We start from the raw sequence: 23,847 nt of genomic DNA on the forward strand, positions 1-23,847 counted from the left end.
GGCGTGATCCTCGCGCTGGGCGATTCCGGTCGGTGATGTCGCGTGGCCGACGCCCGGAGCCGGAGTGACGGCCGTGGACTCCGGCAGCCGTCCGCGCGGGCGTTCAGCGCGCCAGCAGCCTGTGCAGGAACCTCGGCGGGACCATCGGCCGCTCGCCGTCCCAATGCCCTTCGCGCAGGTCATAGTCCAAGCTGTGCAACAGCGACATGATCCAGGGCCCCTCGTCGAGCAACGGACGGATGAGCCCGGCGTCGGCGTACCGGATCACTACCGGGACCAACTCGTCCTTCGCCGATTCGGTCTTTCCCGCCGCCGCGAGGCAGGAGGCGAGCAATAGTGACGCCTGGGCGGCGGCCCGGGGGCGTCGATCGGCGTCGATGGAATCCCGCAACTGCCGGGCGCGCGCGGACGCGGCGGCGACTCTCTTGGCGGCTCCGGAACGCAGCAGCATCCGGATCGCGGAATCCTCGCGCATTTCCGCGGTCATCGTCGCGATACCGCTTTCCCCGGCCGGTGGCTCGGTGACGTAGGTGGCCGTCAGGCCGAGCCGGACCTGCTCGTTGGCGATGCGGGTGGCCAGCCGCGGCAGCTTGAGCGCGCGCGCCACTTCGGCGCCTTCGTCCAGTCGGCGCGCGGCGGCCGCCAGGTCACCGCGCAGGGCTTTGATCCGCGCGCCGGTGGCGTAGTTGGCCATCAGGAAGTCGACCGGCCCGCCCTCGGTGCCGAGCCGTCCCGCTTCGTCCAGCAGGCGCTCGGCGGCGGCGAGTTGGTCGCGTTCGTAGAGCAGCTCGCCGAGCATGGCGCCTGCCAGGCGAGCGGCGTAGGACCGCGGGCCCGATGACTTGGCGATGTCGAGCGCGGTCTGGAAGCTGCGCTCCGCCTCACCCATATCGAGCTGTTCGCGTGCCGCGACGCCGACCAGGCTGTGGCTGTACATCAAGATGAACGTGCTGCGGGTCTGCCGGTAGAACGGTGTGGCCCAGTCGTGCCATTCCCGGGCCCGATCGAAGTCGAACCGGCTGAACGCCGTGTACGCGGCCAGGTTCGCGGCTTCGCACAGCACCCACGGCCCCAGCGTGTCGGCCCGGCCCAGGCATTTGCTCACCACGGCGTCCACACCTTCCGGATGGTCGGAGAACGCGCGTTCCACACACTCGATGAGGTCGGCTTCGAGTGCCAGATCGGGGTCGGGGTCCGGAGCCTTCTCCAGCCCGGCCCGTACCAGCCGTAACGCGGCGTGCGATTCGGTGGGCCTGCGCAGCACCGCGTGGGCCCAGGCGATCGCGATCTGCAGCCGAGGACGCGCGGCGGCGGCCGCGGGCGGAAGCTTGGCGACCAGTCCGAGAAACGTCGCGAGTTGCGCGTCTTCCACCAGCTCGCGGGATTTCGCCTCGAGGATGTCGACGGCCATCTCCCCGTCGTCGCCGGCCAGCGCGTGGTCGATGGCCTCGCTGAGCAGCCCGTGGCCACCGAACCAGGCGGCCGCCGCGCGGTGGAGTCCGGCGACCTGCTCGGGATGGTCTCGTTCGAGTCGCCTGCGCAGGAACTGCGCGAACAGATGGTGGTAGCGGAACCAGTCGCCGCTCTCGTCGACGCGGCGCAGGAACAGATTGCGGCGTTCGAGGTTCTCCAGCAGGTCCTGCCCGTGCGGCCGCCCGGTCAGGGCGGTGGCCAGGCTGCCCGAGACCCGTTCCGGCAGTGAGGTTTTGAGCAGCACGTCGAGTAGCTCGGGTTCGACGGTGTCCAGCACGTTCTCGGCCAAGTATTCGGCGATGGCATGGTCGCGCCCGGACAGGTGGGAGATCAGCGAAGCCGGGTCGGGGTGCTCGCGCAGCGACAGCGACGCCAGCTGCAATGCCGCCGCCCAGCCCTCGGTGTAGTCGCGCAGCTCGGCGCTCTCGGTGTCCGCCAGGGTGAGCCCGGTCTGCTCGGCGAGGAACGTCCGTGCCTCCTCGGCGTCGAAACGCAATGCGGCCGCGTCGATCTCGACCAGCTGGTGGCGCACGCGCATGGTGCCGAGCGGCAGGCCCTGGAGCGATCGGCTGGTCAGGATGATCTGCAGATGCTGCGGGCCCTCCTCGATCAGGTAGTGCAGGGCGTCGACGGCGGCCGGATCGGTGATCCGATCCCAGTCGTCGATCACCAGGGCGAACCGCTCGTCGCGTTTGTCGATGGCGTCGACCAGCGTGGTGAGCACGTAGCGCGCGGCGGCCGCGTCGCCCTCCTCCAAGACCGGCGCCAGGTCGGGCGCCAGCGCCGGGCTCACGCGGTTGAACGCCTCGATCAGATGCGTCAGCAACCAGACGACGTTGTTGTCGTCACGGTCGACGTTCAACCAGGCCACCACCACCTTCTCGGTCTCGGCGAGACGCTTGGCCCACTGGGCGGCCAGGGTGCTCTTACCGAACCCGGCCGGGGCATGGATGACGGCCAAGCGCGGCCGCGGCTCGGTCTGCAACGCGTCGATCAGCCGCTCGCGCTGGACCAGCGGCCGGGTGGACATCGCAGGGCGGAACTTGGTCTCGGGTGTCGGCGGTGTCTTGGGGGGCGGAGTGGAGAACCGCGCGGTAGCGGTCAACGGACGCGTGCTGAGGTCTTCGGGCGCGAGCCGATCGCCTGCGGGCAGGGTCATGTGCTCGACCGTCATGTCGTTGCCGCGCTGGATGTCGCGCAAGATCTCGCCGAACGCTGCGGCCGAGGCCGGACGGTCGGCGGGGTTGTGCGCCATGCTGACCTCGATGGCGGTGGCCACCTCGTCGGGGATGCCGTCGAGCCGCAGATTCGGCAGCGGTTCGGCGGCGATGCGCAGGAACTGGGCGACGATCTGCTCGCCGGAGCGGCGCTCGTACGCCGCGTGACCGGTGATCATGGCGAACAGCGTCGCGCCGAGCCCGTAGATGTCCGAGGCGACCGAGGGAACGCCGGAACGCAGCACCTCCGGCGCGGTGAACGCGGGGGAGCCGGTCACCACTCCCGTGGTGGTCTCGAATCCGCCTTCCACCCGGGCGATCCCGAAATCGGTGAGTTGCGGCTCGCTGTAATCGGTCAGCAGGACATTCCCCGGCTTGATGTCGCGGTGCAGGATTCCGGCACGGTGCGCGGTCTCCAGAGCGCCGGCCAATTTCACCGTGATCCCGATCGCCTCGGGCACGGGTAGAAAACCTTCCCGGCGGATACGGTCCTCCAGCGAACCGCGCGAGTGATACGGCATCACGAGGTAGGGCCGCCCGCTGCGAGTGGTCCCCACTTGCAGGATCGGCACGATATTCGGGTGACCGGACAGCGCGCCCATCGCCTGCTGCTCGCGGAGGAATCGTTCGACGTTCTCCGGTTCCAGCTCCGGCCGTGCGGTGAGGACCTTGACCGCGACGCTGCGATTCAACGCCCGCTGCCTGCAGCGGTAGACGACGCCGAACCCGCCCTTGCCGATCACTTCGGGGTCGTCGAGGCCCGCGCCCTCCAGTTCCCGCTCGATACCTGGAGGCCGATCGTGCTGTGTGGCGAACGGGTCCGAACCGGCCATGGTCCTGCTCTGCGTCGGATGGCTGTAGTCCTGCGGTAGATACCCAGTTTATGCCCAGCGAACCCCGTCCCCGATTATTACGTCCGATATAGAAGATCAGGTGGAGGGGATGCTGCGGAAGTGGGCGCCGGTGGGCACGAGGTCCTGCGTTTCGGCAGGGCAACATGCCTTCGAGACGCGGAAGTCGCTGTCCGGCGGCCGGTGTCACCCCGGAAAACCTCCCATAGCGGACGTCGGCGCAGGACTGTCGAGCAGCTAGGACGTGTGTCAGAATCCGCGCATGACCATCGACGTCTGGGCGCAACATCCGACCCGGCGATTCCTCGCCCACGACATGTTCGCCTCGCTACGGCGGTGGACCGGAGCCGTGATACCGACCGACGAGATCCCGCTCGAGGTCACTCTCGACGCGATGGACGCCGCGGGCGTCGACCGAGCCCTCATCTCGGCGTGGCACGCGCCGGAAGGCATCCTCATCTCCAACGACGAGGTCGCGGCGTGGGTTGCCGAGGCGCCGGAGCGCCTGCTCGCGATCGCGTCGGTGGATCTGCGCAGGCCGATGGAGGCGGTCCGGGAGCTGCGCCGCCGGGTGGAGCAGGGGTTCAAGGGCCTGCGGGTGCTGCCGTGGCTATGGGAACTACCGCCGACCGATCGGCGCTTCTACCCGTTGTTCGCGGCCTGCGTGGAGTTGGGTGTCCCGTTCTGTACCCAGGTGGGGCACACCGGTCCGCTGCGGCCGTCGGAGACCGGGCGCCCCATCCCGTACATCGATCAGGTGGCGCTCGACTTCCCGGAGCTGACCATCGTCTGCGGGCACATCGGTTACCCGTGGACCGAGGAGATGATCGCCGTCGCGCGCAAGCACGAGAACGTCGTCATCGACACCTCGGCGTACACCACGAAACGCCTTCCGGCCGAACTGGTCTCCTATCTGAAGTCCCGTAGCGGCCGCCGCAAGGTGCTGTTCGGTACGAACTATCCGATGATCTTCCCGCAGCACGCGCTCGACGGCCTCGCCGCCCTCGGCCTGGACGACGAGACGCGCTCGCTGTACCTCGACGGCAATGCGCGGCGTGTTTTCGGACTGGCCGGTTGACCGAATCGTATGGCGGCGTGTCGGGTAGGTGCCGCGCGCTGCTCGGGCCATAAGATGCCTCGGCACGCCGGAGTCGACCGGGCCCTCGCGCGGATCTCCGGGGGATCCATCGTCGGCGTCACCGGTCGGCGCGCATCGTGAGGAGGTCGAATGCTCTGGGTGGTGCAGGTGTTCGCCGTCGCGGCCGCTGTGCTCCATGTCGGCATCTTCGTCACGGAGTCGGTACGGTTCGGCGACCCGAAGGTTCACCAGGGGGTCTTCCGGGTTTCCGAGGCCGAGCTGCCCTCGGCGCGGCCATGGGCGTTCAATCAGGGCTTCTACAACCTGTTTCTCGCGGTGACGACACTGGTGGGCGTGGCGATCCTGCGGTCGGAGCCGGAAGCGGGATGGGCGCTGGTGCTCAGCGGCTGCGGGTCGATGCTGGCCGCCGCGGTGGTGCTGGTGGCGCACGACCGCCGGTTCGCCAGAGGTGCGGTGGTGCAGGGCACGCTACCGGTGTTGACGTTGCTGGCCGCGGCGACCCAGCTCTGAACGCGGCTCACGAGCCGAGGGTCGGTGCGTCGCATCGGTATCGGGTGATCGCGCGAAGGATTCTCATCGCCCCGCCGGGGCCGGCGGGCACGATCGGCCCACCGGTGCCGACCGAAGGTTCGCGGAGGCGGCCGAATTTCGTACTCGCGGGCGGGTGAGCAGCCCGCGAAGGTGACCACGAGTCGGGAACGAGTGGCGGTGCGCACCCTCGCCGACGGGTGTGGAGTGGACTCGACCCAGGAAGCCGAAAAGGGTTGCGGCCGGTCTGCTCTGGGCGTTCACGCGCCGTCAGGAGCCCTTGACCGCAGAATGCGGACGCAATCTTGCGTTCTTGCATCTGTACGTGCATGATCCAGCTAGCCTAGTTGTGACAACCGATCCGATGGCCGGGATAACGGAATCGAGAGCCAATTATGTTGGTACAAAGAGCGTTGGTGTCGGGTGAACTCGGGGGGCGCCGATGAGCGCGCCGACGGTGGGCGTCTTACCGACCGCACCACAATTGCTGTGTGCTTTCCAGGGGCGACGTTTCCAGGACAGGGAACTGCTGCGGTCCGCGCACGCACTCGCCGAGCTGCATCAGCACCGGGTGCAGGTGGTGGACGGCGCGCTGCTCGCCGAAATCGACTGTCGGCGACGCGAACTCGTCGACGAGATCAACGACTGGGTCGCGCAGGAGATCCCGCAGCATCGCAACGGGGCCTCGCTGCACACCGAAAGCCTCGGCGCCGTGGTGGACCGGATGGCGCGTAGCTGGGTGAACGCGAATCGGGTCATTCACACCGAGGGCGGGCGCAGCGACAATACCCATAAACATTGGTATCAACTGGCCGAACTGGTGGACGGGTACACTGATCTGGTAACCGACGTGGCCGGTGGCCGCCGCCGTTTGCCCGAACAATGATTTCGTCGCGACGGTGGTCTCGTCCGCGGTAGTGACACTGCCCCGCAGCGTCACTCGTCCGAATGGCGACGTCCCGGTTCCGAGTCATCCGACCAGTGGCTTCGGCCGGGCGATTTTGTCGCCGGCACAGTGACGGCGGGCGCAATGGGGCGCCCCGCCCGGCGTGCCGCGTGGTCGACTGGCGCGGCACGCCCGCCACCTATTCCGCTGCGTGGCAATTATTCCGTGACTTGTACGCGGTCGCCCGCGCGCGCTGCGCGGCGGGCGCGCCGCCGTCGGAGATAACGACGTATTCGGCTCGCGCAGAAATACACCAGCGCCAGACCGAGGACGAGCAGAATCGCCGCGATCACCGCCGCGGCCACAGGGTGGAAAACAGCGAGGGAGACGACTCCGGCGACGGTGACGTCCTCGGCGGTGCTGACCACGATGTTGCTGGCGGGCTCCGGGGAGGTGTTGACGGCCATCCGCGTTCCGGCTTTCACCAGGTGGCTCATCAGCGCGGCGGTGCCGCCGACCGCACCCGCGGCGAGTTCCGGCAGCGATCCGTCCTGTCCGGCCAGCAGCGCGGCGACCACGGCCCCCGCGATCGGCCGCACCACCGTGTGCACCGCGTCCCAGAACGAGTCGAGATAGGGGATCTTGTCCGCCACGGCCTCGATCAGGAACAACAACGCCGCCGCGATCAGGACATCGGTGCGCTGCAACGCTTCCGGCACGGAATCGGTGAATCCGAACCGGCCGAAGAGCCCGAGCAACAGGACCACCGCGTAGGCGTTCACACCACTGGCCCAGCCTGCGGTGAAGATCAGAGGTAGTACGGACACCTCGGCCATGGTATGGCGAGCGGGCGTTCGGTGCCGGAGGCGTGATGAGTCGGCACGGATGCGGGGCCGAGCGAGGGCTGCGATCCGAGAACCCGGGCTGGGCCGCGGCCGATGTCGTGTACTTTCCGATGCAGGGAAGATAGTGCTTATCAAGCATTCTTCGGCCGAGTTCGGACACGGTGGGGACCGAAATAGCGGCCATGAACTCGGGTTATCCGCTGGCTGAAATCTCCCGTGCCGGAGCGGATCCCTCGAAGTTGTCCACGCGTGGGAATCCGGCCGACAACTCCGCCTGCGCTGTGAGAGCGAAAGCGCTGCGGGGAAATCCACGGTATGCCTCTGTACGATTTTTCAGTGTCACCTGTACCGATAGCGGCCGCTTTTCGCGACCGGCCTTGTCGACCGACATAAACGGCCGCGGACGCGAAGCTTGGGACGAGTGCGGCACACAGGGGCTTTATCGGCGTAGATATGGTCACTGATCGCGCGGGCAATCCCCGAAGGGTGCGTGCGACGAAAATGGTCGATCGGTGTCACGGCGGGCGGACGGCGACCGCCGCCGATGGTGGGGCGATTCGAGGCCGCGCGCACCGGACCGGAACCGGACCGGGGTCCGAGCCTGTTCCCGCTGGCCCTCGGCAGCGGCGCGGCCGGTTGATTACGCTGTTCGCTATGTCTGTCCGCACTCGCAAGCCCCTCGTCCCCGGTACGTTGTCGCCCACCCGTGAAGTCCCGCGCGCCATCGAGCGCCCGGAGTACGCGTGGAAGAAGACCGCCGACGAGGGACGCGAGCCCTGGGTGCAGACCGCGGAGACGATCGAGAAGATGCGCATCGCGGGCAAGATCGCCGCGCAGGCGCTGGAAGAGGCGGGCAAGGCGGTCGCGCCCGGTGTCACCACCGACGAGTTGGACCGCATCGCGCACGAGTACATGTGCGATCACGGCGCCTACCCGTCGACCCTGGGATACAAGGGTTTCCCGAAGTCGTGTTGCACCTCGCTGAACGAGGTGATCTGCCACGGCATCCCCGACTCCACCGTGATCGAGGACGGCGACATCGTCAACATCGACGTCACCGCCTACATCAACGGCGTGCACGGCGACACCAACAAGACCTTCCTCGCCGGTGAGGTCGACGAGGAGGTGCGCCTGCTGGTCGAGCGGACCGAGGAGGCCACCATGCGGGCGATCAAAGCCGTGCGGCCCGGCCGGGCGCTGAACGTGATCGGCCGCGTCATCGAGTCCTACGCCAACCGGTTCGGCTACGGCGTGGTGCGCGACTTCACCGGCCACGGTGTCGGCCCGACGTTCCACAGTGGGCTGGTCGTGCTGCACTACGACCAGCCCGCGGTGGAGACCGTCATCGAACCGGGCATGACGTTCACCATCGAGCCGATGATCAACCTCGGCGGCATCGACTACGAGATCTGGGACGACGGCTGGACCGTGGTCACCAAGGACCGCAAGTGGACCGCGCAGTTCGAGCACACCCTGGTGGTCACCGAGTCGGGGACCGAGATCCTGACCCTCCCGTGACCGGCCGCGATCCGGCCGCCCGGGTGGCCGCCCACCGGATGACCGGACGGCGATGAAGGGCGCGCTGCTCGTCGCGGGCACGACCTCGGATGCGGGGAAGAGCGTCGTCGTGGCCGGGATCTGCCGGCTGCTGGCACGGCGCGGCGTGCGCGTCGCCCCGTTCAAGGCGCAGAACATGTCCAACAACTCCGTGGTCACGCTCGACGGCGGGGAGATCGGGCGGGCGCAGGCGTTGCAGGCGGAGGCGTGCGGGCTGGAGCCCAGCGTGCGGTTCAATCCGGTCCTGCTCAAGCCGGGCAGTGACCGTCGTTCCCAGCTGGTGGTGCGGGGGAGGGCGATCGGCACCGTGGGCGCGGAAGATTACTTCCGGCATCGCCGGGAGTTGCGCGACGTGGTGGCCGCCGATCTCGCCGCGCTGCGCGCCGAATTCGACGTGGTCGTCTGCGAGGGTGCCGGTTCGCCCGCCGAGATCAACCTGCGCGCGACGGATCTGGCGAACATGGGGCTCGCGCGCGCCGCGGAACTACCCGTGCTGCTCGTCGGAGACATCGATCGCGGTGGCGTGCTCGCCCACCTGTTCGGCACCGTCGCCATCCTCGAGCCCGAGGATCAGCGACTCATCTCGGGTTTCATCGTCAACAAGTTCCGCGGCGCGGTCGAGCTGCTGCGACCGGGGCTGGAGCGTCTCACCGAACTCACCGGCCGCCCCACTCTCGGAGTGCTGCCGTACGCCGAGGACCTCTGGATGGATGCGGAGGACTCGCTGAGCACCCTCGCCGACGCGCCGGTCGGCCGCCCTCGGCCCCCGCTGGGCGCCGACTGGCTGACCGTCGCCGCGATCCGGCTGCCGCGCATCTCCAACTCCACCGACGTCGAGGCGCTTGCCTGCGAACCCGGCGTGGCGGTGCGCTGGGTGACCGAGCCGTCCCGGCTGGCCGGTGCCGATCTGGTGGTCCTGCCCGGCAGCAAGGCGACGGTGTCGGATCTGCTGTGGCTGCGGCGTACCGGCCTCGCCGACGCCCTGCGGGCACGCGCCGCCGCCGGCGGGCCGATCCTGGGCGTCTGTGGCGGCTACCAGATGCTCGGCACTCGCATCCTGGACCGTGTCGAATCCGGCGCGGGCGAGGTCGACGGGCTGGGATTGCTCGATCTGACCGTCGAGTTCGCCGAATCCAAGGTATTGCGCCGTAGCGAAGGGCGCGCCGCGGGAATCGCCGTGCGCGGCTACGAGATCCACCACGGCCGCGTCACGCACCGTGGCGACCCGGCGTGGCTCACGGTCGACGGCGAGCCGGAGGGCAGCGTTCGCGGCGCGGTGTGGGGCACCCATCTGCACGGGCTGCTGGAGTCCGACGAGTTGCGCCGCGCCTGGCTCCGCGCGGTCGCCACGGCAGCGCGCCGCACGGGTTTCGTTGTGGCCGAAGATGTCTCGGTGTCGGCGGTGCGTGCCGCACAGCTCGATCTGCTGGCCGATCTGATCGAAGACCACCTCGACATCGCCGCGCTGGAGCGGCTGCTGTCCGAGGGCGCGCCCGCCGGGTTGCCCATCCTGGCCACCGACGCGGTGCTCGCGGGCGATCGTATCGGTTGACGTGGGCCACCCAGCGCCTTACCTTGCAGTAAGGAATTCGGCTCCAGGTAAGGCTTGGGGTCGGTCGGCACGGTCGGGTGTGAGGATGATGGCGGCGGACAAGAGGCCCAGCGGCCGAGGGACGAATGTGGTGTCGGCGACGGTGACCAGTAAGGGACAGATCACGATTCCGATCGATGTGCGCGTGGCGATGGGGTTGCGCGCGGGCGTGCGCGTCGCGTTCGTGCCCACGCCCAACGGCACCTACGAGCTGGTGCCCGAGACGCGCACGATCAAGGCGCTCAAAGGCATCCTCGGCTGGTCCGGCTCGCCCATCGGCCTCGCGGAGATGAACGAGGCGATCGCGGGCAACGTCGTGGAAGGCAAGCGCGGATGATCGGACTGGACGCGAATGTGCTGATCCGCTACCTCACCCAGGACGACCCGGAGCAGTCCGCCCGGGCCAACCAGGTGATCGACGGGCTCAGCGAGACCGAACCCGGCTACGTCACGATGATCGTGCTCGCCGAGATCCACTGGGTGCTGCGCCGTGGCTACAAACAGGATCCCGAGGCCGTCACCGATGTGCTGCTCGGACTGCTCGACTCGAGCGAAATCGTGGTGGAGCGCGCCGACACCGTGCGCCAAGCGCTGCGGCGAGCCGCCGACGGCGCGGACTTCGCCGACGCGCTGATCCAGCAGCTCGGCCAGGAGGCCGGCTGTGAACTGACCGTCACCTTCGATCACAACGCGGGTGAACGGGCCGGGATGCGCCTGCTCGCCTGATTCCGCCACCCCCGACCCGCCGCCGTAAGGCCCTGATCCGTGTAGCGTGATTCGGCATGGAATCTCGGCAGATCACGGTGGGTGACCGGGCGTGGACCGTGCGGATCGACGGGCCGGAATCCCGGCACAGCGTGCTGCTGCTGCCCGACGCGGGTGATTCGGCGGACGTCTTCGATCAGGTGTGCGCCCGTCTGCACACCTCGGATCTGCGCACCTTCGCGGTGGAGTCGATCGAGGGTCTCGACGCGGCCGCCGTGACCGCGATCCTGGACGAACTCGCCCTGCCGTGGGTGAACGTGGCCGGTTGCGGCGCGGGCGCGGTGCTGGCATGGCAGGCGTGCGCCCGCGGATTCGGCCGCTTCCAGAGCCTGATCGTGGCCGATCGCGGTCACCCGGCCACGCCGGGGCCCGACGGAGTGGTGGCGGACGCGTCGACCGGCCCGGTCGAGGTGCCGACCACGCTGCTGGTCACCAAGAATCTGCCGCGCTCGGTGGCCGACGCGTCGGGACGGTTCGTCTACGGCGAGTTCCGGGTGGTCGAGGTAGACGTCACCGACGTGGCCACCGAAGCAGGCAACGAGCTGGCCACCGAGATCGTGCTACGCACCAGCCTCTGGTGACTTCGCGCCCTGGTAGTCCGCGAGCCATTCGAGCCAGTTGTCGAGTTCGCGGAAGGCCTGGGCCAGCGGTTCGGGGCCGGAGAGGAACACGTCGTGCTTGGCGCCGTCGATCGGCACCATGTTCGTGCGGTCGCCCAGGCAGCCCGACCAGCGCTGGATCTGCTTGACGTCGAGCACGGCGTCGGCCACGTCCACGGCGGGGCCGTACTCCTTGGCGAACTTCGTCATCCGGGAGCGCAGGATCAGCGAGGGCACGCCGATGTCGAGGCCCTGGTGCAGCCGCGCGTGGCCGTTGCGGATCGCGCGCAGCCAGCCGAGCCGCACCGGGAAGCCGTGCAGCGGTTTCCAGTCCAGGTTGTAATCCCACTCACCGGACGCGGAGCGGTGCAGGCTGTCGCCATAGGTGCTGATCTTTGCGCCGGGCAGCTGGACCATCCTCCGGAAGCGTCCGACCGCTTTGATGATCGGCGTTCCGACGGTCCGGTAGTACGCGGGACCCTGCAGGTCGAACCACGGGCTGTTGAGCACTACGCCGGTGATGCCCGCGGCGGCCGTACCCTGCGCGCGGTTGAGCCGATCCAGCCACAGCGACACGACCAGGCCGCCGGTGGAGTGGGCGTTGACAACCACGGGGGCGCCGGTCTCGGCCCGGACGATTCGCAGCGACTCCGCGAGCTCGCGGTCGTAGAAAGCGAGATCCGTCACATAGTGCGGGGTGTGTCCGTCGCGCAGCGAGCGGCCGCACTTGCGCAGGTCGAGCGCGTAGAACTGGAATCCGCGTGCGGCGAAGTGCTCGGCGAGGTGTTCCTGGAAGAAGTAGTCGGTGAATCCGTGGACGTAGAGCACCGCGCCCGCGGTCTGCTCGACGGCGCCGGAGGGCACGTAGCGCACCAGCGTGGCCACCACCTCGCCTTCGCCGTCGGGATCGGGGCCGAGGGCCAGCGTGCGCTGCTGGTACCGCGGGCCCAGGACGTCGGGGCGCCAGCCTTCACCCTCCGGAGAAGTGCTGACCGGCTCGGCAAGCGACTGTTCGTTCGTCACGCGACCAATGTATTGGACGGTGTCACGCGCCGACAGACCACGGCGGGCCAACGGCCGCCGAAGTGACGACGATCTCTGTCGCATTCCGCACATTCCGCAGGCTCGTTGCCGGGCGGCGGCGTGGTGAGGTGCACAATTGGGCTTAGGTGAACGGCGGGTAACCTGACTCCCGCCATGCCGTTCGGGACCGGCGGACGCCGGAACCGAGCCACAACTACACCGTGCCCAGGCAGGTCCACCCGCCCGGTGGGCCCGCGCAGAAGGACAAGGAAGTCGATCTACCCGTGCCGAACGCTGCCATGACTGAAAAGACCGATGTAGTACTCATCGGTGCCGGCATCATGAGTGCCACTCTCGGCGCGCTGCTGCGGCAGCTGCAGCCGGAGTGGTCGATCTCCCTGTTCGAGCGGCTCGACGCCGCCGCGGCCGAGAGCAGCGATCCGTGGAACAACGCGGGTACCGGACACTCCGCGCTCTGCGAGCTGAACTACAGCCCGCAGCTACCCGACGGCTCGGTGGACATCACCAAGGCCGTCGACATCAACGAGCGGTTCCAGGTCTCCCGCCAGTTCTGGTCCTACGGCGTGGAGAACGGCATCCTGCGCGATCCGTCCGCCTTCATCAACCCGATCCCGCACGTCAGCTTCGTGCACGGCGCCGAAAACGTGGAATACCTGCGCAAGCGGTACGAAGCGCTGGCGCCGCACCCGCTGTTCGAGGGCATGGAGTTCATCGACGCTCCCGACGAGTTCGCCCGGCGGTTGCCGTTGATGGCACGCGGTCGGGACTTCTCCGACCCGATCGCGCTGAACTGGACCGACGGCGGCACCGATATCGACTTCGGCTCCCTCACCCAGGAACTGCTCGCCTACCTCGGCTCCTCCGGCGCGGACCTGGCCTTCGGGCACGAGGTGCGCGACCTGTCCAAGCAGTCCGACGGGTCCTGGCTGGTCACGGTGCGCAACGTCCGCACCCGCGAGACGCGCACGCTGATCAGCAAATTCGTCTTCGTCGGCGCGGGCGGCGGCGCTCTGCCGCTGCTGCAGAAGGCAGGCATCAAGGAGGCGAAGGGATTCGGCGGGTTCCCGGTCAGCGGCCAGTTCTTCCGCTGCGTCAACCCGGCGCTGATCAACCAGCACGAGGCCAAGGTGTACGGCAAGGCGGCGGTCGGCGCTCCGCCGATGTCGGTGCCGCATCTGGACACCCGCGTGATCAAGGGCAAGCCGGGCCTGTTGTTCGGCCCGTACGCGGGCTGGACGCCGAAGTTCCTCAAGGACGGCAAGAACACCGACCTGTTCAAGTCGGTGCGGCCGAACAACATCTTCTCGCTGCTCGGCGTCGGCGTCACCGAGCTCGGTCTGACCAAGTACCTGGTCAGCGAGCTGCTGAAGTCTGAGGCGGGCAAGGTCATCACGCTGTCGGAGTTCATCCCGCGCGCCGAGGCCAAGGACTGGGAGTTGATCACCGCGGGCCAGCGCGTGCAGGTCATCCGCCGTAAGGGCGCCGGCGGCGTGCTCGAGTTCGGCACCGCCGTGATCTCCGCGCAGGACGGCACCATCGCCGGTCTGCTCGGCGCGTCCCCCGGCGCCTCCACCTGCGTCACCGCCATGCTGGACGTCATGCAGCGGTGCTTCCCGCAGGAGTACGCCACGTGGACGCCGAAGCTGAAGGAGATGGTGCCCTCGCTGGGCATCAAGCTGTCCGAGGACCCGGCGCTGTTCCACGAGGTGTGGGATTGGACCTCCAAGACGTTGAACCTCGTCGACGGCGGCGACAACACGCCGCGACATGCAGGGGTCGCGGCGAACGCCTAGGTTGTGATAGCAAGGCGCGATGATGTCAACGGTTGCTCTCAAACGCTCCTGGGCGCAGGATCTCGATACCGCGACGCTCTACCAGCTGTTGAAACTTCGCGTCGAAGTGTTCGTCGTCGAGCAGAAGTGCGCGTACCCCGAACTGGACGGCAACGACCTCCTCCCGGAGACCCGGCACTTTTGGCTCGATGACGAGGGCGAGGTCATCGCCACGCTGCGGCTGTGCGAGGAGCACCACGACGGCGTGAAGAGCTTCCGGATCGGCAGGCTCTGCACGGCGGCGCCCGCCCGCGGGCACGGCTACACCACTCGACTGCTGCAGGCGGCGCTGGCCGAGGTCGGTTCGGCGACGGTTCGCCTGAGCGCCCAGAGCTACCTGATCGACCTGTACACCAAACACGGCTTCAAGGTCGACGGGCCGGAATTCGAAGAAGACGGCATCCCGCACGTGCCCATGCGCAGAGGTTGATGTCTTCCAGCGCCTGAGGCGCTGGGTGTTCGCGGTCCCTTCATGGTTCGCGTCCGAGCGGCCACCGTCGGCGACTTCGTCGCGGCGGCGACCGCTCGGACGCGAACCGGGGCCGTGACGGCGCGTGCTCGGTCTCGCTTCGTTCGGAGAACGTGGTGGAGGCGAGCGGGCTGGCGCCCCTGCGGAGCCATGAGTGGATCCGCGGTGGGTGCGGTTCAGGGGGCACGCGCATCGGTTCTGAATCGAAGGGCACTGTGGGGCCGGTGTGGCCCCGCGCTTAGAGTTGGGGCGTGTCCGTGTCCCATGCCGAAACAGTGCCGACGTCCGACCAGCGCAGCCGAACGATGCCGGGTTCGGACGGTGAAGCGGGATTTCCCTTCTCGGCGGTGGTCGGCCAGGAACGGCTGCAACTGGCGCTGATCCTCTGCGCGGTGCATCCGGGCATCGGCGGCGTCCTGGTGCGTGGCGAGAAGGGCACCGCGAAGTCGACCGTGGTGCGCGCGCTGGCGCAGCTGCTGCCGCCCGTGGTGGACGAGACCGGCGCGCGGCCCGCCCGCTTGGTGGAGCTGCCGGTGGGCGCGACCGAGGACCGGGTGGTCGGCTCGCTGGACCTGGAGCGCGTGCTGCGCGACGGGGAGCAGGCGTTCCGCCCCGGCCTGCTGGCCGCCGCCCATCACGGTGTGCTGTACGTCGACGAGGTCAACCTGCTGCACGACCATCTGGTGGACGTGCTGCTGGACGCCGCGGCGATGGGGCGGGTGCACATCGAACGCGACGGCGTCTCGCACTCGCATCCGGCGCGTTTCGTGCTGGTCGGCACCATGAACCCGGAGGAGGGCGAACTGCGTCCGCAGCTACTGGACCGGTTCGGCCTGACCGTGGACGTGGCCGCTTCCCGGGACGTGGACGTGCGCATGGCGGTGGTGCGCCGCAGGCTGGACTACGAGGCCGACCCGGCCGGATTCGCGGCCCGGTACGCCGCGGCGGACCACGAGGTGGCCGAGCAGATCCTCGCCGCCCGCGACCGGCTGGGGCAGGTGGTGCTCGACGACGTGGAGCTGCGCCGCATCGCCGCGCTGTGCGCCGCGTTCGACGTGGACGGGATGCGGGCCGATCTGGTCGTCGCGCGCACCGCGACCGCGCACGCCGCCTGGCGCGGTGCCGACGCGGTGACCGAGGACGACGTGCGGGTGGCCGCCGAACTGGCGCTGCCGCACCGGCGCAGGCGCGATCCGTTCGACGAGCCCGGCATCAGCGACCAGCAGCTCGACGACGCCATGCGCGACGCGGCCGAGCAGGCGCGGCCCGAGGAGGAGACCTCCACGCCGAACGGTCCGGACGGCACGCCCCGGGAGGCCGATGAGCCGGGCGACGATCCGGACGGTGGCCCGGACAACCCGTCGCCGCCCGAAGGTCCGGGTGGTGGGCAATCGCGTGAAGGGCGCAGTGGCGCACCGACTTCCGCCGGTTCGCGAACACCGCGCTGGGAGGTGCCCGGCGTCGGCGAAGGCGCTCCGGGGCGGCGCTCGCGCGCGGAATCACGGCACGGGCGGGTGGTGCGTCCGAGTGCCGACACGTCCTCGGGCCTGCATCTGCTCGGCACCGTCTTCGCGGCCGCGCCGCATCAGCGTTCCCGCGGCCGCGGCAACGGGCCGTTGCGGCTGGCCGCCGAAGACCTCCGCGGCGCGTATCGGGAAGGGCGCGAAGGGAATCTGGTCGTCTTCGTGGTCGACGCCTCCGGTTCCATGGCCGCCCGCGACCGGCTGTCCGCCGTCACCGGCGCGGTGGTGACCTTGCTGCGGGACGCGTATCAGCGCCGCGACAAAGTCGCTGTCGTCAGCGTGCGCGGCGCGGAGGCCGAACTCGTCCTGCCGCCCACTTCGTCGGTCGACATCGCGGTGCGCCGGTTGTCCGGAATGCGCACGGGCGGGAAGACCCCGTTGGCGGCGGGCCTGCTGAAGGCCAGGGAGATCGTGCTGCGCGAGCGTGTGCGCGATCCGCGCCGCAGGCCGATGCTGGTGCTGCTGACCGACGGTCGCGCGACGGGCGGAACCGACCCGGTTCCTCGCGCCCGCGCCGCGGCCCGCCTACTCGCCAGGGACACGGTCACCTCGATCGTCGTCGACTGCGAACGCGGCATGATCCGCCTCGGCCTCGCCCTGGATCTGGCCCGCGACCTGCGCGGCGGTTACCTGAGGCTGGCCGAGCTGACCGGTGCGGCAGTCGCGGACGCCGTCCGCGCGAGTTCCGGGAACGGTAGTTCGGCGCGAGCGGCGTGAGCACGACTTTCGAACCGTGTGCCCGGTGGAGGCCGCTCGGCCGCCCCTTCGGAGACGGTGGGGAGACCCGGTGAGTCGGCGTCCAGCGGTGGTGGGCGGTTCGCGCGGCTTCCGGTCCGGACGCGGTGCACAGGTTCGGAGTGATCCGAGGACGAGCAAGGAGATTCGATGCCCAAGGGTGTTCCGGAGACAGTTCCCGACGACGGGCTGACCACGCGGCAGCGGCGCAATCAGCCGGTGCTCGCGGTGCACACCGGGCCGGGCAAGGGAAAGTCGACGGCCGCGTTCGGGATGGCGCTGCGGGCGTGGAACCAAGGCTTCGACGTCGCGGTGTTCCAATTCGTGAAGAGCGCCAAGTGGAAGGTCGGGGAGGAAGCCGCCTTCCGCGCCCTCGGCGCGCTGCACGAGCAGACCGGCGCGGGCGCGCCGGTCGAGTGGCACAAGATGGGCGAGGGCTGGTCCTGGACCCGCAAACAGGGCACCGAGCAGGACCACGCCGCCGCCGCGCTGGCGGGCTGGCAGGAGATCGCCCGTCGCCTGCGGGCCGAACAGCACCGCTTCTACGTCCTGGACGAGTTCACCTACCCCCTGAAATGGGGCTGGGTCGACGTGGACGAGGTGGTCGAGACCCTCAACGCCCGCCCCGGCAACCAGCACGTCGTCATCACCGGCCGCGACGCCCCCCAACCCCTCCTGGAAGCCGCCGACCTGGTCACCGAGATGACCAAGCTCAAGCACCCCATGGACGCGGGCCGCAAAGGCCAACGAGGCATCGAATGGTGATCCCCGCGAGTGGCACATCGCTGCGGCGAATCGCGAGCGGGCCGCACGACGGTGTGCCAGTGGCGGGGCGGGAGCGGCGATGAGGGCGGTGGTGGTGGCGGCGCCTGCGTCGGGGAGCGGGAAGACGACGGTGGCGACCGGGCTGGTGGGGGCATTGCGGAAGGTGGGGCATCGGGTGGCGCCGTTCAAGGTGGGGCCCGACTACATCGATCCGGGGTATCACGGGCTGGCGGCGGGGCGGCCGGGGAGAAACCTGGATCCTGTGCTGGTGGGGGTGGAGCGGGTTGTGCCGCTGTTCCGGCACGGGGCGCGGGGGTGCGATCTCGCGGTGGTCGAGGGCGTGATGGGGTTGTTCGACGGGCGGATCGATGACGAGTACGCCGGACCGGTGGCGGAGGGATCGACGGCGCAGGTCGCGGCCTTGCTGGGGGCGCCGGTGGTGCTGGTGGTGGACGCGCGAGGACACAGCCAGAGCCTGGCGGCGCTGCTGCACGGATTCGCGACCTTCGACAGCGGCGTCCGGCTCGGCGGGGTGATCCTGAACCGGGTCGGCAGCGAACGGCACGATCAGGTGCTGCGCGCCGCCTGCGAGCGAGTCGGGCTGCCGGTGCTCGGGTCGTTGCCGCGCCTGGCCGAACTCGAAGTCCCGTCCAGGCATCTCGGCCTGATCCCCGCCGTGGAACACGGGTCGGCCGCGACGGCGGCGGTGGCGGCGATGACGGATCTCGTCGCCGCGCACGTGGACCTGCACGCCATCGCGGCGCTCGCTCGCTCGTCGGTCACCGGACCCGCGTGGGATCCCGCCGCCGCCATGCGCGGTCTGGAAGCAGAAGAGGCGTCCACCGCGGCGTTTCCGGTCGACGCTCGCTTCCCGGCCGATCGGGAGGGTCCGCTGATCGCCGTCGCCGGTGGCCCGGCATTCACGTTCGGCTACGCCGAGCATCGTGAGTTGCTGGTGGCCGCGGGGGCGCAGGTGGTCGTCTTCGACCCGTTGCACGACGAATTGCCCACCGGGACGGCGGCATTGGTGCTGCCGGGTGGGTTTCCCGAGGAACACGCCGCGGACCTGGCGGCCAATTCCGTCCTGTTGCGGGCGGTGGCCGATGCCGCTCGGCACGGGATGCCGGTGCACGCCGAGTGCGCCGGGCTGCTGTATCTGACTCGATCGCTGGACGGCCACCCGATGGCGGGGGTGGTGGATGCCGACGCCGCGTTCGGACCGCGTCTGACACTCGGCTACCGGGACGCCGTCGCACTGGCCGACTCGCCGCTGTGGCGGGCAGGCGAACGGGTCAGGGGGCACGAGTTCCACCGCACCCGTCTGGTGTCGGCGCCGCCGAATCCGGCGTGGGGCTGGCGCGGCAGCGCGGGAGAGGCCGTCCGGGAGGGGACGCTGAGCGGCAATGTGCACGCGTCGTACCTGCACACCCACCCGGCCGGGAATCCCGCGGCGGTGCGTCGATTCGTCACCGCGGCAAGGCAATTCGCGAGTTCCGGTGCCAACCGCTGATGTTGTCGTCGGCATCGGACTACGACCGGGCACATCGGCGGTCGTGATCCGCGCCGCGCTGTGCGAGGGTGTGAATGGCTACCGGATAGCGTGCCTGGCCACCATCACACAGCGCTTCGCCGAGCCCGGCCTGCGCGCCGTCGCCGCGGAGTTCCAGGTGCCGCTGCGGTCCTACTCCGCCGCGGAACTGGCGAACGTCGCCGTCCCCAACCCGGGAAGCCGCACACAGGCCGCCGTCGGCACGGCGAGCGTCGCGGAGGCCGCGGCGCTGCTCGCCGCCGGGGGCGGGCCGCTGGTGATACCGAAGCGCGTCGTGCAGGGCGTGGTGCTCGCGGCAGCGCAGCTCGAGCGGTAGAACCATCGACCGAACGCGGGCTGGGCCACGAGCGCTGCGCTGTCCGCGAGAATCGCGGTGTCGCGACGTTCGGCGACTGTCGCCACGCCGTCGCCGCCGCGCAACTGGCCCGGACCGCAGGCTCCGGACGTGCTGTTGTGCCCGGCCTGTGGTGGTATCCGAGCACATCGCGAAGCTCCGATCGCAGCTCGGGCGGAGCCGTTCGGCCCGCGGGTACGACGGCGGTGCGCCGTTGGCGCTGATGCTCAGCTGCTGCTGGACGCGCCGTCGCCGGAATTCGGCCCCGCTCGGCGTCCGGGCACGCATGTCTTTCGGGAACTGGTCACGGACGCCCGTGTCGGCGGCGGTGCGGCGCTGGGTTCAGGGTGCGACCGAGCCCCAGTCGGCGAAGCCGGTGGGGTCGTGACGGCCGATGCTGGCGTGTTCGAACAGGCCCCATCCCTCGGCATCGCCGCAGCGGGCACGGGCGACGTGGTCGGTCACCCCGTACGGGGTGCGGGCGACGATCGCCGGATCGGTGAGATCGTAGCGGCTGGAGGAGGACCAGTCGCGACCCTTCCACTGGCCGTGCTGCCAGTCGGGATCGCCGCCGTAACCGCAGCCGACGTGCAGCGGGACGCCGACGCCCGGCGTGATCTCGATCTCCAGTGGCTTGCCGTCCGGCGTGGTCAGCTCCAGTCGCGCGCCGACGGGATGCCTTGTGCCGGAGCGATAGTCGATGGATATGCGGGGCCAGCCGAGTTGTTCGGTGCGCCCGTCCGGCCAGATCCGGGTCGCGTCGTTGAGCGTGCGCCTGCCGTCCGGCTCCTCCTGCACGATGATCACGACCGCGAAGTCCTCGAACCGCAGCGGCACGTACAGCCACCAGAACCCGCCCGAGGGCTCGGTGGCCGCGCGTCCGGGCGGCTCGGTTTCCCCGACCGGGCGGATGCCCCAGGAGCGGTCCCTGGTCCCGGTCCACAGCGCCGGGTCGACGGTGATGTCGTCGCCGTCCACGTGCAGCGTCCCCGCCCACGAGCCGACCTGCGCGAACCGGGACGCGTCGATGATCGGCCGGTTGCCCGCGAGAATCAGGTGCGGTTGTTCCTGGACGGCGGGAAAGGCGCCGGTCCAGGTGAGGTCGAAGCTCAGATCGTCGTGTTCGCAGACCACCCGCAGGCGCCGCAGCGGCTCCAGCACCTCGACGCGGTAGCCGCCGACGCGCTGGTCGAGGCCCCGGTCGCCGAGTGCGTCGGAGAAGCGCACCGCGCGCACCGCGTCGCCACGACGGACGGCGGCGTAGGCGTCGGTCACCCCGAGGTTGGGATACACGCCGAAACCGGTGATCAGAAACGTGCCGCCGTCGCGGTCGTGGGCGTTGAAGTAGCTGCGGTCGTAGAAGTTCCGATCGCTGGAGGCCACCCGGGCCAGCGACAGCGGGGTCTGATGGATGGGGTACTCGTCCAAAGGCACAGGCATGGTCAGTCCCATTCGTAGGTTCCGTCGAGCAGCGCTTCCAGGCTTGCCCGGTGCATGACGTAGTCGTCGCGATCCGGCGTGTCGGTGTCCTCGCCGAAGTGGATCATCCTGCGCTTCACCCGCGCCATGACGATCGCGTGCCGCAACGCGGCGTAGACGATGTAGAAGTCGAGATCGCGCACCGAGTGACCGGTCAGCTGCTCGTATTTCGACACCACGTCGTCGCGGCGCAGGAAATCGGGCAGCCCGGGTTGCCCGAAGCGAGTGGCCAGATCCTGGAAGAACCGATGGATGAAGATCAGCCAGCCCAGATCCAGCTCGCGCGGCGCCAGCGCGGCCATCTCCCAGTCCAGCACCGCCACCGGGTCGAAATCGCGGTAGATGATGTTGCCCGGGCGGGCGTCGCCCCAGCTGAGCACGTCCGGACCGGTTTCGGCGGGCCAGTGGTCGTCCAGCCACGCGAAACTCCGCTCGATCAGCGGGATCTCGAAGCCGTCGTCCGCGAGCGCCCACCGGTACCACGAGCGCTGGGCGGCGACGTGCCTGCGCAGCGCCTCGCCCGGCCCGCTCAGCATCGGGAACAGCGCCGCGGGATCGGGGATGCCGTGGATCTCGGCGATCACCTCGACGGTGTTGTGCGTGAGCCGCAGGCGATCGGCCGGGTCGGCATCGAACAGCCAGCCGACGAACACGTATGGCGGGTTGTCCGTCGGCACCCGTCCGTCGACGCGGCGCATCACGAAGAACGGCGCGCCGAGCGGCTTCTCGTCGTTCTCCAGCCAGCACAGGCCCGGCACCGGCACGTCGGTGGCCGCGGCCACGCCCGCCATCACCTGGTACTGGGTGGCCAGGTCGTAGGTCTCGAAGACCGGGAACGACCCGGCCTCCGGCGCCATCCGCGCGACGAACGATCCGCGCTCCGGTCGCCCCGCAACGCTCCACTCGGCGTCGAACAGGATCGATGTGCTGGACATGCCGCCGGACTGTGGACGCGACAATTCGGAGATCCGCGGCAGATCGTCCGCGGTGACCTTCGTGTGCAGCCAGCGCGCCAAGTCGCCGGCGAGTGCCTCCAGGTCGCGTTCGCTGACGGTCAGCTGATGTCGCTGTGCCGGGTCCGGATCGTCGGTCATCAATGTCCTCCTGACACGTGCGGCCCGGACGCACCGCCCGCGGTGCTCCGGGATACGCGACTGTAACGCGTTCTAGTTGTCGGCGGGCCGGAACCGGAGACGAATCCCGCTGAGCGGGGTGGGGCAGGCACGTAGGCCGAAAGAGGTACCCGGAAATCGGGGGTTTTCCCGGAGGTCATCCCATGACCTGGTCGGATACGTTCGGCAAGCCAGAGTGTCGACCGGCGAGGGGAGCGGTGTGCGTACCGTCGAAACGGATGTGGTGAAGCCCCGCGGTGGCCGAACGCGGGCCGATGACGAGCGTCGTCCATGGAGCCCGCAGGCCCGGATCGCGTTCCGCTTCGCCTTCGCCTACTTCGGGCTGTTCTGCGTGCTGTTCGCGCAGATCCTCTTCGTGTTCACCGGCATCCTGAGCAAGTGGCTGCCGGAGAGCGCCATCATCTGGCAGATGCGCGCGACGAGCCCGCTCGTCGGCTGGGTCGGCGACCACGTCTTCGGTGTGGACGCCGTCTTGCACGAGGATTCCGGCAGCGGCGACCAAGCCGCCATCTGGCTGCTGATCTTCTGCGAACTCGTCGCGGCGGCGCTGATCACGCTCGTCTGGTCGATCCTGGATAGACGCCGCCGGGACTACATCACCCTGCGCGCCTGGTTCGTGTTGTTCGTCCGGCTGTGCCTGGGCGGCCAGATGCTCTTCTACGGCCTGGCCAAGGCGATCCCGTCGCAGATGCCGGCGCCGTCGCTCACCGCGCTGCTGCAACCGTACGGGACGATGAGCCCGGCATCGGTGCTCTGGAACCAGGTCGGCGCCGCGCCCGCCTACGAGGTCCTGCTCGGCACGGCGGAAGTGCTCGGCGGCCTGCTGCTGTTCGTGCCGCGCACCGCGACGGCGGGCGCGCTGGTCAGCCTGGTCAGCATGGCGCAGGTGTTCGTGCTGAACATGACCTACGACGTGCCGGTGAAGATCCTCTCGTTCCACTTGCTGCTGCTGTCGCTGGTCGTGCTGGCGCCGCAGGCGGGGCGGTTGGCGAATGTGCTCGTGCTCGAACGCCCGGCCGAACCGGCCACGCAGCCCGCGCTGTTCGCTTCCCGCCGCGCGAACCGGGTCGCGGCGGCGCTGCAAGTGGCTCTGGGAGTGTGGGTTCTACTCGGTGGGGTGCACATCGGCTGGCAGACCTGGCGCGAGGCGGGCGACGGAGCACCGAAACCTCCGCTCTACGGCATCTGGACCGTCGGCGAGTTCAGCAGGGACGGCCATCCCGCGCCGCCGCTGATCACCGACGAGGGCCGCTGGCGCCGGCTGATCGTCGACCGCCGGGGTACGACGGTGCAGAAGATGGACGACTCGTTCCTGCCCGTCGTAGCCGTGGTCGACGAGGCCGCGCACACCATCGCGCTGTCCGCGGCTCCACCGGACACACCGCCGACCCGCGTGGGTGCCTTCACCTTCACTCAGCCCACCCCGGACACGTTGCGGCTCACCGGTGAGTTGAACGGAACGCCGGTGACGCTGTCGCTGGACCGGATGGACCCGAACTCCTTCCCGTTGCGCAGCCGGGGCTTCCACTTCGTCCAGGAATACCCGTACTTCCGCTGACCCCCTGATCCGGCG

At 69.4% G+C, this 23,847-nt stretch carries 20 protein-coding genes; 15 read left to right on the forward strand and 5 right to left on the reverse strand.

Features of this window, described 5'->3' with window-relative positions; all coding sequences use genetic code 11:
* Positions 1-103 precede the first annotated feature (103 nt).
* Complete coding sequence (locus tag ABZ803_RS07190) at positions 104-3,523, reverse strand: protein kinase (protein WP_357033895.1); 3,420 nt, start codon at positions 3,521-3,523, stop codon at positions 104-106.
* A 280-nt stretch (positions 3,524-3,803) separates the two neighbouring features.
* Here ABZ803_RS07190 and ABZ803_RS07195 point away from each other — a divergent pair, with 280 nt between their 5' ends.
* From ABZ803_RS07195 to ABZ803_RS07205, 3 genes are all read left to right on the forward strand, one after another.
* Positions 3,804-4,619 carry an amidohydrolase family protein gene (locus tag ABZ803_RS07195; RefSeq protein ID WP_357033897.1) on the forward strand — a complete coding sequence of 272 codons (816 nt, stop codon included), beginning with the start codon at positions 3,804-3,806 and terminating at the stop codon, positions 4,617-4,619.
* 150 nt (positions 4,620-4,769) lie between these two features.
* Positions 4,770-5,150, forward strand: a complete 381-nt coding sequence (locus ABZ803_RS07200) for a DUF1304 domain-containing protein (protein WP_357033899.1) — start codon at positions 4,770-4,772, stop codon at positions 5,148-5,150.
* Between the two features lie 544 nt (positions 5,151-5,694).
* Entirely contained in the window at positions 5,695-6,054 is a 360-nt protein-coding gene (locus ABZ803_RS07205; RefSeq protein ID WP_357034348.1) for a DUF4254 domain-containing protein, read from the forward strand.
* Between the two features lie 218 nt (positions 6,055-6,272).
* Here the strand turns inward: ABZ803_RS07205 and ABZ803_RS07210 are convergent, their stop codons facing one another.
* Complete coding sequence (locus tag ABZ803_RS07210) at positions 6,273-6,881, reverse strand: DUF4126 domain-containing protein (RefSeq protein WP_357033901.1); 609 nt, start codon at positions 6,879-6,881, stop codon at positions 6,273-6,275.
* 672 nt (positions 6,882-7,553) lie between these two features.
* On the opposite strand from ABZ803_RS07210, the gene map reads away from it, so the two are divergent.
* The 5 genes from map to ABZ803_RS07235 all read left to right on the forward strand — a co-directional run bounded on the left by map (position 7,554) and on the right by ABZ803_RS07235 (position 11,393).
* Positions 7,554-8,417, forward strand: a complete 864-nt coding sequence (gene map, locus ABZ803_RS07215) for a type I methionyl aminopeptidase (protein ID WP_357033903.1) — start codon at positions 7,554-7,556, stop codon at positions 8,415-8,417.
* A gap of 52 nt (positions 8,418-8,469) precedes the next feature.
* Positions 8,470-10,008: a cobyric acid synthase gene (locus tag ABZ803_RS07220; RefSeq protein ID WP_357033905.1), complete on the forward strand. Its 1,539-nt coding sequence runs from the start codon at positions 8,470-8,472 to the stop codon at positions 10,006-10,008.
* A gap of 142 nt (positions 10,009-10,150) precedes the next feature.
* Entirely contained in the window at positions 10,151-10,384 is a 234-nt protein-coding gene (locus ABZ803_RS07225; RefSeq protein ID WP_245660075.1) for an AbrB/MazE/SpoVT family DNA-binding domain-containing protein, read from the forward strand.
* Positions 10,381-10,773, forward strand: a complete 393-nt coding sequence (locus ABZ803_RS07230) for a type II toxin-antitoxin system VapC family toxin (RefSeq protein ID WP_062975416.1) — start codon at positions 10,381-10,383, stop codon at positions 10,771-10,773. Before ABZ803_RS07225 ends, ABZ803_RS07230 begins: the two co-directional genes overlap by 4 nt.
* A gap of 56 nt (positions 10,774-10,829) precedes the next feature.
* A complete protein-coding gene (locus ABZ803_RS07235) occupies positions 10,830-11,393 on the forward strand; it encodes an alpha/beta hydrolase (RefSeq protein ID WP_357033907.1) in 564 nt (187 codons plus the stop codon).
* On the opposite strand, the gene ABZ803_RS07240 is transcribed toward ABZ803_RS07235, so the two are convergent.
* Positions 11,373-12,434, reverse strand: a complete 1,062-nt coding sequence (locus ABZ803_RS07240) for an alpha/beta hydrolase (RefSeq protein ID WP_357033909.1) — start codon at positions 12,432-12,434, stop codon at positions 11,373-11,375. The genes ABZ803_RS07235 and ABZ803_RS07240 overlap by 21 nt on opposite strands.
* A gap of 299 nt (positions 12,435-12,733) precedes the next feature.
* On the opposite strand from ABZ803_RS07240, the gene mqo reads away from it, so the two are divergent.
* The 6 genes from mqo (at position 12,734) to ABZ803_RS07270 (ending at position 19,644) form a co-directional block, all read left to right on the forward strand.
* Positions 12,734-14,248 carry a malate dehydrogenase (quinone) gene (mqo, locus tag ABZ803_RS07245; protein ID WP_357034350.1) on the forward strand — a complete coding sequence of 505 codons (1,515 nt, stop codon included), beginning with the start codon at positions 12,734-12,736 and terminating at the stop codon, positions 14,246-14,248.
* Positions 14,249-14,267: 19 nt separating this feature from the next.
* Positions 14,268-14,717 carry a GNAT family N-acetyltransferase gene (locus tag ABZ803_RS07250; RefSeq protein ID WP_062975424.1) on the forward strand — a complete coding sequence of 150 codons (450 nt, stop codon included), beginning with the start codon at positions 14,268-14,270 and terminating at the stop codon, positions 14,715-14,717.
* 344 nt (positions 14,718-15,061) lie between these two features.
* Positions 15,062-16,996 (forward strand): magnesium chelatase subunit D family protein, encoded by a 1,935-nt coding sequence (locus ABZ803_RS07255; RefSeq protein ID WP_357034352.1) that lies wholly within the window; start codon positions 15,062-15,064, stop codon positions 16,994-16,996.
* A 168-nt stretch (positions 16,997-17,164) separates the two neighbouring features.
* Complete coding sequence (gene cobO, locus ABZ803_RS07260) at positions 17,165-17,779, forward strand: cob(I)yrinic acid a,c-diamide adenosyltransferase (RefSeq protein ID WP_357033911.1); 615 nt, start codon at positions 17,165-17,167, stop codon at positions 17,777-17,779.
* A gap of 79 nt (positions 17,780-17,858) precedes the next feature.
* Positions 17,859-19,289, forward strand: coding sequence for a cobyrinate a,c-diamide synthase (locus ABZ803_RS07265; RefSeq protein WP_357033913.1), 1,431 nt, complete (start codon positions 17,859-17,861; stop codon positions 19,287-19,289).
* The gene (locus ABZ803_RS07270; RefSeq protein WP_357033915.1) at positions 19,276-19,644 is read left to right on the forward strand and encodes a cobalamin biosynthesis protein; all 369 of its coding nucleotides are present in this window, start codon (positions 19,276-19,278) and stop codon (positions 19,642-19,644) included. Before ABZ803_RS07265 ends, ABZ803_RS07270 begins: the two co-directional genes overlap by 14 nt.
* A gap of 360 nt (positions 19,645-20,004) precedes the next feature.
* Here ABZ803_RS07270 and ABZ803_RS07275 read toward each other — a convergent pair whose 3' ends face one another.
* Both ABZ803_RS07275 and ABZ803_RS07280 read right to left on the reverse strand, forming a co-directional pair.
* Entirely contained in the window at positions 20,005-21,102 is a 1,098-nt protein-coding gene (locus ABZ803_RS07275) for a hypothetical protein (protein ID WP_357033917.1), read from the reverse strand.
* Positions 21,103-21,104: 2 nt separating this feature from the next.
* A complete protein-coding gene (locus ABZ803_RS07280) occupies positions 21,105-22,235 on the reverse strand; it encodes a phosphotransferase family protein (protein ID WP_357033919.1) in 1,131 nt (376 codons plus the stop codon).
* A gap of 238 nt (positions 22,236-22,473) precedes the next feature.
* On the opposite strand from ABZ803_RS07280, the gene ABZ803_RS07285 reads away from it, so the two are divergent.
* Positions 22,474-23,832, forward strand: a complete 1,359-nt coding sequence (locus tag ABZ803_RS07285) for a DoxX family protein (protein WP_357033921.1) — start codon at positions 22,474-22,476, stop codon at positions 23,830-23,832.
* Positions 23,833-23,847: the final 15 nt, after the last annotated feature.

Origin of the sequence: Nocardia sp. NPDC047648 (genome assembly GCF_040642815.1) — a bacterium.
In the GTDB taxonomy this organism is placed as follows: Bacteria; Actinomycetota; Actinomycetes; order Mycobacteriales; family Mycobacteriaceae; genus Nocardia; species Nocardia gamkensis.

What these genes read in the sequence shown, in the direction of transcription:
- ABZ803_RS07190 (WP_357033895.1), bottom strand. Translation starts at nt 3,523, where the DNA reads ATGGCCGGTTCGGACCCGTTCGCCACACAGCACGATCGGCCTCCAGGT.
- ABZ803_RS07195 (WP_357033897.1), top strand. Translation starts at nt 3,804, where the DNA reads ATGACCATCGACGTCTGGGCGCAACATCCGACCCGGCGATTCCTCGCC.
- ABZ803_RS07200 (WP_357033899.1), top strand. Translation starts at nt 4,770, where the DNA reads ATGCTCTGGGTGGTGCAGGTGTTCGCCGTCGCGGCCGCTGTGCTCCAT.
- map (WP_357033903.1), top strand. Translation starts at nt 7,554, where the DNA reads ATGTCTGTCCGCACTCGCAAGCCCCTCGTCCCCGGTACGTTGTCGCCC.
- ABZ803_RS07220 (WP_357033905.1), top strand. Translation starts at nt 8,470, where the DNA reads ATGAAGGGCGCGCTGCTCGTCGCGGGCACGACCTCGGATGCGGGGAAG.
- ABZ803_RS07230 (WP_062975416.1), top strand. Translation starts at nt 10,381, where the DNA reads ATGATCGGACTGGACGCGAATGTGCTGATCCGCTACCTCACCCAGGAC.
- ABZ803_RS07235 (WP_357033907.1), top strand. Translation starts at nt 10,830, where the DNA reads ATGGAATCTCGGCAGATCACGGTGGGTGACCGGGCGTGGACCGTGCGG.
- mqo (WP_357034350.1), top strand. Translation starts at nt 12,734, where the DNA reads ATGACTGAAAAGACCGATGTAGTACTCATCGGTGCCGGCATCATGAGT.
- ABZ803_RS07250 (WP_062975424.1), top strand. Translation starts at nt 14,268, where the DNA reads ATGATGTCAACGGTTGCTCTCAAACGCTCCTGGGCGCAGGATCTCGAT.
- ABZ803_RS07255 (WP_357034352.1), top strand. Translation starts at nt 15,062, where the DNA reads ATGCCGGGTTCGGACGGTGAAGCGGGATTTCCCTTCTCGGCGGTGGTC.
- cobO (WP_357033911.1), top strand. Translation starts at nt 17,165, where the DNA reads ATGCCCAAGGGTGTTCCGGAGACAGTTCCCGACGACGGGCTGACCACG.
- ABZ803_RS07265 (WP_357033913.1), top strand. Translation starts at nt 17,859, where the DNA reads ATGAGGGCGGTGGTGGTGGCGGCGCCTGCGTCGGGGAGCGGGAAGACG.
- ABZ803_RS07275 (WP_357033917.1), bottom strand. Translation starts at nt 21,102, where the DNA reads ATGCCTGTGCCTTTGGACGAGTACCCCATCCATCAGACCCCGCTGTCG.
- ABZ803_RS07280 (WP_357033919.1), bottom strand. Translation starts at nt 22,235, where the DNA reads ATGACCGACGATCCGGACCCGGCACAGCGACATCAGCTGACCGTCAGC.